General features: G+C 45.3%; 16 protein-coding genes and 1 pseudogene. 14 read left to right on the top strand and 3 right to left on the bottom strand.

Annotated features, from left to right (window positions below; translation table 11 throughout):
• Positions 1-218 precede the first annotated feature (218 nt).
• The 11 genes and pseudogenes from BN1247_RS11580 (at position 219) to BN1247_RS11530 (ending at position 7,955) form a co-directional block, all read left to right on the top strand.
• Entirely contained in the window at positions 219-506 is a 288-nt protein-coding gene (locus BN1247_RS11580; RefSeq protein WP_054950526.1) for a pentapeptide repeat-containing protein, read from the top strand.
• A 133-nt stretch (positions 507-639) separates the two neighbouring features.
• A complete protein-coding gene (gene istA, locus BN1247_RS11575) occupies positions 640-2,133 on the top strand; it encodes an IS21 family transposase (RefSeq protein WP_231633401.1) in 1,494 nt (497 codons plus the stop codon).
• Positions 2,130-2,399, top strand: coding sequence for a P-loop NTPase family protein (locus tag BN1247_RS11570; RefSeq protein WP_054950525.1), 270 nt, complete (start codon positions 2,130-2,132; stop codon positions 2,397-2,399). Before istA ends, BN1247_RS11570 begins: the two co-directional genes overlap by 4 nt.
• 112 nt (positions 2,400-2,511) lie before the next feature.
• A complete protein-coding gene (locus BN1247_RS11565; protein ID WP_187119678.1) occupies positions 2,512-3,795 on the top strand; it encodes an IS110 family RNA-guided transposase in 1,284 nt (427 codons plus the stop codon).
• 412 nt (positions 3,796-4,207) lie between these two features.
• Positions 4,208-4,666, top strand: a pseudogene (gene istB / locus BN1247_RS11560) (IS21-like element helper ATPase IstB); the annotation flags it as partial.
• A gap of 596 nt (positions 4,667-5,262) precedes the next feature.
• Positions 5,263-5,391: a hypothetical protein gene (locus BN1247_RS18425; protein WP_261796040.1), complete on the top strand. Its 129-nt coding sequence runs from the start codon at positions 5,263-5,265 to the stop codon at positions 5,389-5,391.
• A gap of 197 nt (positions 5,392-5,588) precedes the next feature.
• Positions 5,589-5,798 (top strand): hypothetical protein, encoded by a 210-nt coding sequence (locus BN1247_RS11550; RefSeq protein WP_054950524.1) that lies wholly within the window; start codon positions 5,589-5,591, stop codon positions 5,796-5,798.
• A gap of 107 nt (positions 5,799-5,905) precedes the next feature.
• Entirely contained in the window at positions 5,906-6,040 is a 135-nt protein-coding gene (locus tag BN1247_RS18420) for a hypothetical protein (protein ID WP_261796039.1), read from the top strand.
• Between the two features lie 357 nt (positions 6,041-6,397).
• The gene (locus BN1247_RS11540) at positions 6,398-6,766 is read left to right on the top strand and encodes a hypothetical protein (protein WP_054950522.1); all 369 of its coding nucleotides are present in this window, start codon (positions 6,398-6,400) and stop codon (positions 6,764-6,766) included.
• 119 nt (positions 6,767-6,885) lie between these two features.
• Positions 6,886-7,434 carry a hypothetical protein gene (locus BN1247_RS11535; RefSeq protein ID WP_054950521.1) on the top strand — a complete coding sequence of 183 codons (549 nt, stop codon included), beginning with the start codon at positions 6,886-6,888 and terminating at the stop codon, positions 7,432-7,434.
• Between the two features lie 308 nt (positions 7,435-7,742).
• Positions 7,743-7,955: a hypothetical protein gene (locus tag BN1247_RS11530; RefSeq protein ID WP_054950520.1), complete on the top strand. Its 213-nt coding sequence runs from the start codon at positions 7,743-7,745 to the stop codon at positions 7,953-7,955.
• Here BN1247_RS11530 and BN1247_RS11525 read toward each other — a convergent pair.
• Entirely contained in the window at positions 7,944-8,138 is a 195-nt protein-coding gene (locus BN1247_RS11525; RefSeq protein WP_054950519.1) for a hypothetical protein, read from the bottom strand. The two genes, BN1247_RS11530 and BN1247_RS11525, sit on opposite strands and share 12 nt — an antisense overlap.
• A 286-nt stretch (positions 8,139-8,424) precedes the next feature.
• On the opposite strand from BN1247_RS11525, the gene BN1247_RS11520 reads away from it, so the two are divergent.
• The gene (locus tag BN1247_RS11520) at positions 8,425-8,625 is read left to right on the top strand and encodes a hypothetical protein (protein ID WP_187119778.1); all 201 of its coding nucleotides are present in this window, start codon (positions 8,425-8,427) and stop codon (positions 8,623-8,625) included.
• 522 nt (positions 8,626-9,147) lie between these two features.
• On the opposite strand, the gene BN1247_RS18590 is transcribed toward BN1247_RS11520, so the two are convergent.
• Entirely contained in the window at positions 9,148-9,288 is a 141-nt protein-coding gene (locus tag BN1247_RS18590; protein WP_222705241.1) for a putative holin-like toxin, read from the bottom strand.
• 62 nt (positions 9,289-9,350) lie between these two features.
• Here BN1247_RS18590 and BN1247_RS17215 point away from each other — a divergent pair, with 62 nt between their 5' ends.
• Entirely contained in the window at positions 9,351-9,662 is a 312-nt protein-coding gene (locus BN1247_RS17215) for an SPOR domain-containing protein (RefSeq protein ID WP_082415913.1), read from the top strand.
• Here the strand turns inward: BN1247_RS17215 and BN1247_RS11515 are convergent.
• A complete protein-coding gene (locus BN1247_RS11515) occupies positions 9,573-10,286 on the bottom strand; it encodes a hypothetical protein (protein ID WP_054950517.1) in 714 nt (237 codons plus the stop codon). The genes BN1247_RS17215 and BN1247_RS11515 overlap by 90 nt on opposite strands.
• A gap of 362 nt (positions 10,287-10,648) precedes the next feature.
• On the opposite strand from BN1247_RS11515, the gene BN1247_RS11510 reads away from it, so the two are divergent.
• The gene (locus BN1247_RS11510) at positions 10,649-12,658 is read left to right on the top strand and encodes a BglG family transcription antiterminator (RefSeq protein WP_054950516.1); all 2,010 of its coding nucleotides are present in this window, start codon (positions 10,649-10,651) and stop codon (positions 12,656-12,658) included.
• Positions 12,659-12,718: the final 60 nt, after the last annotated feature.

Below are 12,718 nucleotides of genomic sequence, written 5' to 3'. Positions count from 1 at the left end.
CTAACGTATATGTACGAAGGTGTCGGTTCATGAAAAAAAGCGCACATTGCTTGAAAAGTGCGTTGTGGACATGATGACATCGGATTTATATAATAAAAGGGCGCACGGATGTTCTGTTTCTGTGCGATTTTGAGTAGAGGATGGTAAGGATTAGTTTGCAGTATTAGCCGGTAAGGAAAGGATCAGCCAAGAGAAGCAACAGGTAGGAGGAGAACGGCATGCTGGGACAACCCCATATCCCCCGTGAAGACGAGGATCAGCGCGTCGTGCTCGAAGGTGAAGATTTTACGGAAGCGGATTTGCGCTTTGCTAATGCGCAAGAAACGACATTTGAAGGGGCGAATCTCGGCCACGTCCAGTGGGAAGGCGCGGACCTCTTAAACGCTGATTTGCGCGGTGCCACGCTAGCGGGAATGGATCTGCGGCACGTCAATTTGAAAGGGGCGGTTATGAGTAAGAGACAAGCGCTGACGTTACTTGAGCCGTTCGTGTTTAGTGCAAAATAGAAATGGAGCAAAACGCAACTTAAAAATCCCGCATTGAGCTGGAAAACGAAAAGACCATTGCCAGCACCCCAATTAATTACTACCCTCTAATTGACGGCAATCAGTTAGAGGAGGAAAACACGAGGTGTTGACAATGGTTCACGTTCACTATATCAAGTCTTTATACGAAAGGGAAGGGCTATCTTTACGAGAAATTCAGCGGCGAACAACACACGACTTCAAAACGATTAAAAAGTACATCGACATGGAGGATTGGAATGAAACTCCGAAGCGGAAACCGCGTCGATCCAAACTGGATCCCTACAAGGAGACGATCGACGATTGGCTAGAGGGCGACTTAAAAGCTCCGCGTAAACAGAAGCATACTGCGCGACGCGTCTATGAACGCCTTAAGGAAATGCACGGTGAGGCCTTCAATGTATCGCTAAGGACCGTTCAGTACTACGTTGCCAAGAAGAAGACAGCACTTAAGGAGAAGACGCGCGGTTACATCCCGCTCGAACATACGCCGGGGGAGGCACAGGTCGACTTCGGAGAGGCTACGTTTGAAGAAAAGGGACAAGCCTTTAAAGGCTATTATTTAAACGTGTCGTTCCCATACAGCAATGCGGCCTACGTCCAAGTCTTCCGCGCACAAAATACCGAGTGTTTACTGGAAGGACTCAAACGAATCTTTGCGCATGTCGGTGGCGTCCCTACGCGTCTATGGTTTGACAACTTATCTGCGGCTGTAGCGACGATTTGTAAAAACGGTGAGCGCCAACTCGTCGATTCGTTTGCCCGGTTTGCCTATCACCACGGCTTCGAGCCTACCTTTTGCAACCCGAATAGCGGGAACGAAAAAGGGCATGTCGAAAATAAGGTCGGCTACCACCGGCGAAACTTCTTCGTCCCGATCCCTAAATTTGAGGATCTGGATGCTTATAACGCTGATCTACTACAGCGATGCGAACGGGATATGCAGCGTACGCACTATAAGCATCAGGAGCAGATCGCCGAACGGTTTCAAGCAGATGCTGCACAGTTCAAGCCACTGCCGCGCACAGCCTTTGACGTCCACCGCATGGTCAAAGCGAAAACTGATAAGTACGGAAAAGTATGCTTTCAGAAAAACCGTTACTCGACATCACCGGGGTTAGCACGTCAGGAAGTATGGCTCAAAGTGACCTGCGATCGCGTCATTGTACAAGATGAGTCCTATCGCACCATCGTCACGCACTCCCGTATCTACGGAGAAGGGAAAGAAGCGATGAAATGGACACCGTATTTGTCACTCATGGCGAAACGGCCCAATGCGATGAAGTATACGGCGTTTTACAGACAACTGCCCGACCCGTGGCGCGAGTACCTAACGGTCAAGGAGCGACGACCGAAGGGGTTGCGATTACTTGCGGAATTTCTAAGCCAAGGAGACATGCAACTTGCGACGACGGCATTGGAAGAAACACTCGCCCAAGGCGTGGATGACGCGGATAGCTTACTTGCCACTTGGTACCGTCTCACCGGGCGTGCGAATGAGTGCTCTACACTTGCTGTCTCACACGACGTGCCGTCACATGCTATTTACAAGACGGATCTTGGATCTTACGATCACTTGCTAAGAATAAGAAAAGGTGATGGGCGATGAAAGACATGATTGCCGCCCACTGCAAGGCGCTAAAACTCGGCAGTCACATCGTCGATGTTTATCCGACTATTCAGGCAGAGACACATGAACAGTTCCTTGCACAATTACTCGCTAGTGAAGTGGCACAGCGGGAGGTGAACCGTAAAAACCGGTTACTCAAGCAAGCGAATTTTGATAGGATCAAAACGTTTGAGGGGTATGTGTTCGAAGGGATCGAGCTCCCCCGCCCCCTCAGTATCGATACATTAAAGGAGCCATTCCTGTAATGAATTAATTTGAGGTTTGCACAAAAAAAGTGCCTCCAGTAAGCTTGGGTTAGAATGTAGCGCTACACTCATTCATCCCAAGGCAAAAGGAGACACTCACATGAAGTATAAGATGAAACAGAAGAAAAATCAACGCATTTTACGCATGACCGAAAAAACCTTAATCGTTGGGGCAGACATTGCCAAGCAGACACACGTCGCTCGTGCGATCGACTTTCGGGGGATCGAACTCGGAAAAGACTGCGTGTTCGAGAATACGCACCAAGGGCTAACCAAACTGGTGAAGTGGATGAAGGACTTAAAACAGGTTCACAACAAAACAGATGTGCTGTTTGGCGTTGAACCAACTGGACACTATTGGTTTCCTTTAGCGGCATTTTTAAAAGAAGAAGGCATCAAAGTCGTTGTGGTTAACCCACATCATGTCAACCGAAGTAAAGAGTTGGAAGACAACTCACCGACGAAAAACGACTACAAAGATGCCAAAGTGATCGCGGATCTTATCCGCAACGGTCACTACGCTGAACCGAAGTTCCCGACACAGGTTTATGCCGATTTACGGATCATCATGAACCTGCGAGAAAAAGTAATGGTGAACTTTAATCAAGCAAAACTGCGTATTCAGAACTGGCTAGACCGCTTCTTCCCTGAGTACCATCAAGTGTTTAAAGACTGGGAAGGCAAAGCATCGCTAATGACCTTGCGTGAATTTCCAATGCCCAATGAGATTGTCGCTTTAGGCGCCGAAGCCATTCTCAAGCATTGGAAATCGGAAGTGAAGCGGGCTGTCGGGATAAAGCGCGCCGAGAAGTTGGTGAAAGTAGCGACAACTTCTATCGGGCTTACAGAAGGCATGTATGCCGCGAAGATTGAATGTTCGATGCTGCTAGATCAGTACACCTTGTTAGCTGACCAACTAGAAGAGATCATGCGGCAAGTGGAGCAACTGCTTGAGAAAATCCCCGGTACCGAAGCAATGATGACCATTCCCGGTGTGGGCATTGTCACACTCGCTGGTTTTCTAGCAGAAGTGGGTGATTTAAATGACTACGACCACGGGCAACAAATCATCCGCTTGGCGGGGTTGAATCTCAAAGAGAATAGCTCAGGCAAGAAGAAGGGGAAAGCGAGTATTAGTAAACGAGGACGTGCAAGGTTACGTGCCCTGCTATTCCGATGTGTCCTCCCGATGGTCGCTAAAAATGCCGAGTTTAAAGCGATGCATCGTTACTACACGACACGTCGTCACAATCCCCTGAAAAAGAAGCAATCGCTTATTGCCCTATGCTGCAAACTGATCAAAGTTCTGCATACGCTCGGTACGAGGCAGATTGCGTATGATGCGAAGGATGTTCTGGGTCCAGTGCGCCAGCAACAGTTACAGATGGCTGCTTAAAACGAATTAGCCAATCGTCGTGTGACCTTAAGTTTTTCCGTAGGGAAGGCAAAGACAACTGAAGCACGGAGTAGCCGCAGTACAATTTCCATAAGGGCAACGACCCAGTAAGGGAGCAAGAAGCGGCCTCCACCCCTTGAGAGGTAGAACGAAGGAATGTAAGGGCAATAGACCCCGTGTGACATGGGAGGGTAAACCGCAAGGGTGAAAGTGGAGATCCAGGGTGCGATCATCGCATAATGACTGGGGGAATATGGAATTTAGTGTTATTTCTCTGTTCCCGCACCAAACCCCGATCCCATAAAAACACAGTTATGCACTTATTATCCATCACACTCAAATGTCAAGGGCTGAAATACGGTGAATGAGTGAGGAAACACGAGATAAAACTAATTTATAGTGGGAGGTATCTTTTGTTGCGCGTAAAGAAAACCTAATTCTTTACGGCCCAGTCGGCACAGGGAAGACGCATCTTGCCACAGCCATCGGTGTGGCAGCCTGCAACCAAGGGCAGCGCGTAAAGTTTTACCGCACAGCGGCGCTCGTGAATGCATTGATTGACGCTAACCAAAAGGGGCAATTGCAACGATTTATACAGCAGTTGGAGAAGGTGGACTTGCTCATCTGCGACGAATGGGGGTACATCCCCCTTAACGGGGAAGGCGCGCAGTTATTGTTTCAAGTCATTGCCGGATGCTATGAGAAGCGAAGCGTCATCCTCACGACTAACTTGGAATTTAGTAAGTGGAACAGTGTCTTTCACGATGAACGACTCACGAACGCGATCATCGATCGCCTTGTGCATTACAGTTACTTGATCACATTTAGTGGCACGAGTTACCGACTGAAGCATTCTTACATGAATTGGTAGATTTGGAAACCGGGGTGCTGGAAATTTTAATTGCACTTTGCTGGATTTTCTACTTGCATAATACACGTTCGGGATCCATATTACGGATTGAAACGTTTTGGTTTAAATGGAATATCGAAGCGAACGGTCTAGCAGTTCATCTACGACCATCAAATCGCGACATTATTTACCAAAATTAGTAAAATATACTCGATCTATCAGGTGACGGCATTGGAAGGTGTTGGCAAGCTCGGAGCAACCAGTTAGGAAGAGAAAGAGGTTGATAGAGGGGGGTGAAATACCCCGCTCCTCAAAAGTATTCTCACTGGCATCAAAAATGTTCGCAAATGAGAGGGAGACTTCTAATACACTAATTGATCTAGCGATAATTCGAATGGGATTAAAATAATTAATTATTAATCTTTGTTGTTATTCGGGGAGATTGCTAGTATCTTAGTGGTAGTAAGTAAGGGTACGGTTCAAACGACGATAGAACGTGCCGAAAGAAAAATAGCCCGTCGGGCGGGGGAAGGTTTGTTTTGTCTGTCCTGGCAAAGTGAGGACGACGGAATTCGTCTTACGACTGCCACCTAATACTTAGAAAGAGGTAATGTGAGATGGCCAAAAATTTTACGAGTGCGATTCTTGAGCACTATAAGAAAAAAGAGCTTGAAAAGTTTACTACGGAGGATTTAGAAAGGGAACTAGAGAGACGGAAAAAGGCGGAGAAAGAGGAAGATAAGTAAGCACCCTTAGCAGGGTGTTTTTATTATGCTGGCATGGTCTAATGGTACGACTGCTGTCTTGTAAACAGCAGGCAGTAGGTTTGATTCCTACCGCCCCTAATACTTAATGGACGTCTATTATATTGGGAAAGATAAAAAATGAGAAATTCTCGTCCTATCTCTGTATAGATAGTAATATACAGGGGGAGGTGAGTGAAGTGAGGAAAATCGATTTGGCTCATGTAGAAAGACTTATTTACAATGAAGATGACGGGCAATATATAGCTGATGTTTATGAAACAAAAAAAGAGTATCGAGCTATTGTCGAACAACTTCAATCAGAACCGGGTAAAAAAGCATTTGCTAGTGGTCGGGATCAATTCACAGCGATATACAATGGAATAAAAAAGTTAAAACAAAGCACCTAATATAGGCCAACGATCTTCTAAACCGCCGGTCACACTAAGTGTTTGGTGCGGAGATGCAGGAAAAAACCACCCCTTGTCGAACAATGTAGACAAAGGGAGGTTATTAAATGAAAGATCAATTACATATAAGAAACGGTGATGACTATCTTGATTTTAGTAAAATAGTCCATCATTATGAAGAGCCGGATGTAAGTGGAGATAGGAATGGTGGTTTTTGGACTTCAACGTATAACCGATGGTAAGGATGTCACTGGCTCCAAAAAAAGTTCCATGGGCTAATGCTCATAAAGGGTATTTGTTTTCGGTTAAACCAGGTGTGAAAGTTTTTGAAATATCTAGCCTTAAGGATGAAGAGCATTTTAAAAAATATTACATGTTGGATTACAACAAAGTGGCTGAGGACTTTCACGCGCTCCATCTAAACGAGGAATATTTAAAGCATCTCTCAAAGAGCAGAGACCTCCAATACAAATCACATTTTTATTTGTGGTTTGTTGAATGTACGTGGTGGTTCAATGTAAAATATTTGGAGTTGCAGAAGGTAATCAGTGGGAAAGAGTTGCAAACAATGGCGGATAGAGATTTGTAGCACCCATGTCATGCTCTGGGAAAACATCGTCATACAGTCCATCGATATTGCTCGTGCACAGAGGATCATGTTCGTGCAGGATCGAGAAGATATGACCAAAGTCCTTAAACGTCACAGTGACATGGAATCTGACTATGAGAAGAAATGGGAGTTACAGCACGCCTGGGACAAGCAAGCAACATTCCTTCAGGCCCAGTCCCGAGCAATCGCCGAGCTGCGTAACTATGAGGAGATTTATCAAGTGGCCGTGGACTATAGGATAAAGAACCCAACGGCGTTTATCCTGCAAGGCATTAAATACGATCGGAACGGGGAAGCAACGTATTACAACTTGAAGGAGTACTACTACGACGGACAGAAAACAGATAATCAATACTGACGATCTGGAGACGTTCTGCAAGGGGTTTACGGATAAAGTTATTATTTACTCGGTTGCGGCGTCCTTTATTACTTTAATACGAGAAAAGGGCGTGTTAACGGCTACAGAGGCAAATAACAGTGTTCTGGACGGGATTCGAACCGTTCAGCGCTTCATATCGGAAAAACGGAATTTTACGCATCGCGGTTGTGAGAATTTATTACGCGAGCGTTTTTCTTATGTATGGGATGAAAAGGCAGCACAACGCGATACTGGCTCCATTTAACGAGGATAGCAGCGATTTTGTAGAGCTTTTCATTGAATGGAATCGCGATCCATCGGCGCAGCCGGACTTGGAGGGGTGGTACCGAAGGGGATTCGCCGCAGATTCATTCAGATCAAACCACATCGATATTAGTGACGATCATAATTTTAAGATAAACAAGGAACCGATCGATTGGAAAAAGCATATAGATGTTTCCGAAACCGTCGCAGGGAAACTGAATGAAATTCATGCGCAATTAAATGAGTTTATGTTTGAACACAAAAGGGAAAAGTTAGTGATACTTAACAAGAAAACGGGTAAAATAGAATATGAATTGGATGGTGTCGTCGATAAAGTATGGCTTGGTAAAGAGCTGAAACGTTTTTTAAAGACAAGCGATCTGAAAAGCCTGATTCCCACATAATCATCCATCGACATCAACTTTTTCAGAGGCTGACATCCATAAGATTATTGGATACGAATCCATCGCCTTACTCACGTTAGAGTGTCTAGATGGGTCTAGATATGTAATAGACTCAACAAGTTACAAAGCATCTTATTTGAAGGAATTGGATTTCTTTCGTAAGTACACTAAAGTACACAGAAAAATAGAAAAAAATATCCCCGACTAGACGACGGAAAGGGTATTTTCGTTGTATGGGATCAGTTTTTAGATGAGGTAACAAAGGAAATTGCCAAGCATTACAATTTGATTTATAAGAAGGTGAAGTAATGCTAAGGGAAGAAGGCCATAAGAAACTGCCTGAGTGGCCAGAAATGATAAAGACAGGAATGGCTTTTGAAGACTATCAGATTTTGATGAAAGAAGAAAGTATTAATAAAATGAAGTTGTTGTTGAGTGAGTATCGTGATGAACTCTCGGATATGGAAATAGCAGAAGCAAAAAAAGCGATAAACATTGCTAAAAAAGAGTTAGAAGAGTAAAGGGCACCCGTCATCGAGATCCCTGCCAGTAGAAGCAAACGCGGCTGGAACTACACCGGCGAATCGCTGCGGGATATCGTTAACCACCGATTCGAGCAACTTAGCGACACCGGCATCTCGAGAATTCCCTGAAAAAAGTTGGTGCAATAATTCCTGATCTACGGTAATCTGGTATTGAGCCATTTCAAATTTCTCCTCCCTAGAATGTGGTCTCTCAACTTTCATTCTAACCGAGGATTTTGAAACTGGCTCCCTTTATTTTCTGAAAACCCTTTTTATACAATTATACGGACTCAACTTGGATGTTTGCTCTGTCTTATGATTTGGTACGTGATACTGACTATGAGGAGTTTGTATTGGGGGTGCTGGCTGGGCTATGAGTTTTACGATACGAGGGAACATAGGAGGTAAAACAGTAGTTGTAACTTGGGATAGCGGTAATTTGTCTGGTCCCGCTACGATCATAAACATGATCCGTATTCATGCTAGCCACCTAAGCAAAGCACGTGAACCAATTGGACCGGTTTGCGGTCCTTATAAAGATAATGATTATCTTAACGACCCGCTGTCCTCCCTTTTTTTGATGAAAAATTATGTGTTTGATGAAATACTTGAGGCTACAGGTAATGTTCCGATTGCGCCAGATGTCCCAGACGGAACAATAGCATAAAAAGATAAGTAAAACCGGGTACTCAACTGAGTGCCCTTTTCGTATGTCTCGAAAAGAGGTGAGACCGTGAAAAAAAGCTTATGCAACTATTCGGCAATGTTGCCGGTGAAATGCGGGTCGACGAAATCCCGCTTGCTACGGCGGTAATCTGGTATTGAGCCATTTCAAATTTCTCCTCTCTAGAATGTGGTCTCTCAATGTTCATTCTAACCGAGGATTTTTGAAACTGGCTCCTTTTATTTTTTGAAAACCCTTTTTACACAATTATACGGACTCAACTTGGATCTATCTTGGTCAACGGTTTACAATACCGTAAGATAGCAACAGAGTGATGTGAGTCCAAGTGTTTATTATATTTTATGTTTATGGTATTATCGAGGTAGACGAAGGTATGACGCAATCCGACGCGATTTCGACGAAGAGAGACGCGAAGAATCGCGAATATCTTTTCCATATTTGGTGTATGATAAGAAAGACCGCAGGTGCTGTCACACCTACGGTCACGTACAATAGGCTTACCCTTCAAGGGTGGTGGCCCAAGGTACCACGGATAGACCGCGTCCTTTGCTCGAGGGCGGTACTTTTTATTAAATTATCTCCAGACAGTATGGCAACTAAAACGCCAAAAGCGATCATTAACGATAACGCTTCGAATACTGTCATAAAATGTCTCGTACCACGGACAAAACTGTGCCGCTCACCACAATAACGAATGAAGCGAACAAGTGGAAGGCAGATTGCCGTTCCCAAAGCCGATACCACAGCCGTCCGGTAAGCTGTACCGCGTGCAACTTGGTGCGTTCGAGGAGCGAAAAAACGCCGAAGCGCTAGCGACAAAGGCAAAGAAGGCCAAGTTCCGCTTAGAATCGAAAATAGAAGGCCGTTTTTTGCCGCTCACAAAAATACATATAAAAAAAGTTCCCTCCCGAAATAACGGGAGGGGTTTACTAGTTCAAATCATTTTCAGCATCCTTCATGTTGTCTTGGAACATTGTTTCCATGTCTTTGGTGATGCTTGCGTCACCCCGTCCTTGTAAATCCTGAACGTAACCGTTGAACGTTTGCTGTAGGTAGCCGGCTGCCGCGCCTAGGGAAAATTTTAATCCTCTGTCATAATCAGCAGCTTCTATTTCCTCGCTAACTTCCTCGACACTATCTTTCCAGCTTCTCGCAAACTCTCCCCAAGCAACCTCATCCATACCGTTTTTATGTACTTCATATTCTTGTTGCAGATCGCTGTATAGTTCGTTTAAGCGGTCGTAATGTTTTTTTGCTCCCTGGGATCCGGACGTGCTCTTAGGCTCACTTTTGGCTTTTTCAGTAGTATCTTCTTTTGATGACTCATCTTCATCATCATCGTCTGATGACTCGTCTTCATCATCGTCAACATCATCTGTTGCGTCCTCATACGCGTCAGTATCATTGTCAGTTTCAAATTCATCATCGTCGTCGTATTCATCGTTCTCTACATACTCATCGTCAATCGCTTTGCCGGTGGAGCAGCTTGCAAAACTCAGCACGAGGGCTACAACCATCACGACAGCAGCTGTTCGGCGATTGTTAATTCTAAGCATCTTTAGGCTCCCTTTTATTAGACCAATAAGGGACGCGACAAATACGAAAAAGAAAATTAGACTGACGAACACTAGGAAACCAGCCATTAATAATCCCTCTTTCTTTCAAGTTAACACATCTTAAATTTTATCACGTTCTCGTTCAGAAACTCAAACCTTTCAATATTGGGGGAGTGCCAAGTGAAAAACAGCCCTATCAACGCATTGCAGGAGGGCTGCCCTGTGTAAAATATGTGTAAAAAAGTTTCACGACGTATCGTTTTTTAAACGTAACTGACTTTAAATGTAAAAAAAATAAAATCATTGATATATCAGCATTTTTAAACGTTAGAGGCGCACTAACCCCAATCTAACAACGACAATGTGACATTAATTGTTATTGTAGGACCGTGATGAAGCGATTACGATATAAGTAGGACAAGCGAGGAGGGCAGCAAAGGGGGATCTCGATGGCCATCACCCAGCGAAGAATTCAGCTGAAGGAACTATTGCTTAACCAAGTGCAACCGATCACTGCCTTGCAATTGGCGTCCCGATTAGGTGTTAACGAACGAGTCGTCCGCTACGACCTCGATTGCCTCGAAGACGAGTTCATGAGGGAAGGCTATCGACTCGTGAAAAAACCGAGTGTGGGGATTTGGCTGGAAACCGTAGCACCCCACAGAGAGAACGTCTGTCTTTTCAACGGTGAATACGTGTTCTCACCGGAAGAGCGAAAAAAAATCCTCGTCTTGTTGCTATTGATTAAAGATGAAGCAATCACCATTAAACAGTTAGCAGAAAAACTAAGTATCAGTCCGTCAGCGCTGTTCGAAGATATGCGTTCCTTGGATACAGACATTGCGCGCTACGGCTTGCGGTTGTGTTCGAAGCGCGGTTTAGGGTACTGGATCGAAGGCGAGGAGCTGAAGCGGCGCCGCGCAGCGGCTGACATCTGGTCACAGCTAGCTCACGCCGCCGGGGCTTTACTGCAGTTGTTACAGCCGGGTCATTACGGACAGTACCATATGATTTACGATGAGTTTGACGCGCGTTTTATACAGAGTATTGCGTCTATATCTATGCTTATGGCGGAAATTGGCCAAAAACAAGGCTTCCATTTGTACGACAGTGCGCTCAATAATGTGCTCATCCACATTGCCATCATGCTCAAACGGCACCGCGACGGGCACATGTTGACCGTGACGCCTGACGAATTGAAGCCGATTAAAAATCATGCGCTGTATCGCGCGCTCGGGCAACTGAAGGACTATTTAGAGGCGACGTTTGCTGTCGAGCTAACGGAGGCGGAAATGACGGTGCTGACGATTCACGTCCTCGGGGCTAAGTTTAGCCGCGAATCTGGCCCGTACAGCATCGGCAAAGGTGAAGATTGGCAATACGCAGTACAGATTGCCACCGAGTTCATTCGCTATATCGAAGTTTGGCTCGGCACCGATCTCGACGACGAAGAACTACTGTCGGCACTCGTGCTCCATTTGAAGTCGGCGATTTATCGCATTCAGTACGACATGATTTTGCGTAATCCGCTGCTAGCTCAAGTGAGACAACGGTACGCACACATTTACAACATGACGAAAAAAGCGAGTGAGTACGTCGAGCACCTAATTAAAAAACGCATCCCGGAAGAAGAAGTTGGCTTTTTGGCGATGCATATCGGAGCGGCATTAGAGCGAAAGAAACAGCAACAAGCGCTGCCGAAAAAAGTGGCGATCGTTTGCGGCAGCGGCATCGGTACAGCGCAATTGTTAGTAGAAACGTTAAAAACGAATATTCCCGGCCTGAACATTTCCGGTGTATATACGTCGTCGCAAGTACACATTATACAAAAAGAGCAGGTAGATTTAATCATTACGACGATTCCATTATCCGGAATGAATATTCCGACGTTGAAAGTATCGCCAATTTTAACGCCGGATGAGCTCAAAGCGATTGAAAAGCAAGTGAACAGTATGGAGATCGTGACCGAGACGGCCGAAATGTTTAAGCGGAGAGGAGAACTGCCCGTGTTACAAGATGTGCTCGATACATCGACGATCCGCTTGGATCAACACGCTGAAGATTGGAAAGAAGCGATTACGATCGCGGGCAATCTGTTAGTGGAAACGGATGCCGTGGAGCCGCGGTACATCCAAGGAATGATACGCAATGTAGAAAACTTAGGCCCCTATATCGTCATTACACCCGGGGTAGCCATGCCACACGCTCGCCCGGAAGAAGGGGTCAAGCGCGTCTGCTTAAGCATGGTAAGGCTAGACAAGCCTGTGAATTTCGGTAACCCGACGAATGATCCGGTTAAATTAGTGTTTGCTTTGGGAGGGGTGGACCACGAATCCCACCTCCAAGTGTTGTCACAGCTCGTCACACTGTTAGATAATCCCGAGGCATTACAAGTGCTGCAGGAAGCGACAGACCTTGAAGAAATTTTGCGGGTTATCGCTAAGTATTCACAAAAATAACAGTGTCGGAAAGTTAGTTTGTAAACTCGGCTATTAAAATTCGCTTCGTAGTAGGAACAT

It is taken from the genome of Numidum massiliense, assembly GCF_001375555.1.
Lineage (GTDB): Bacteria > Bacillota > Bacilli > Thermoactinomycetales > Novibacillaceae > Numidum > Numidum massiliense.
Note: the sequence above shows the minus strand (reverse complement) of the source record. Positions and strands in the feature narration are given on the sequence as shown.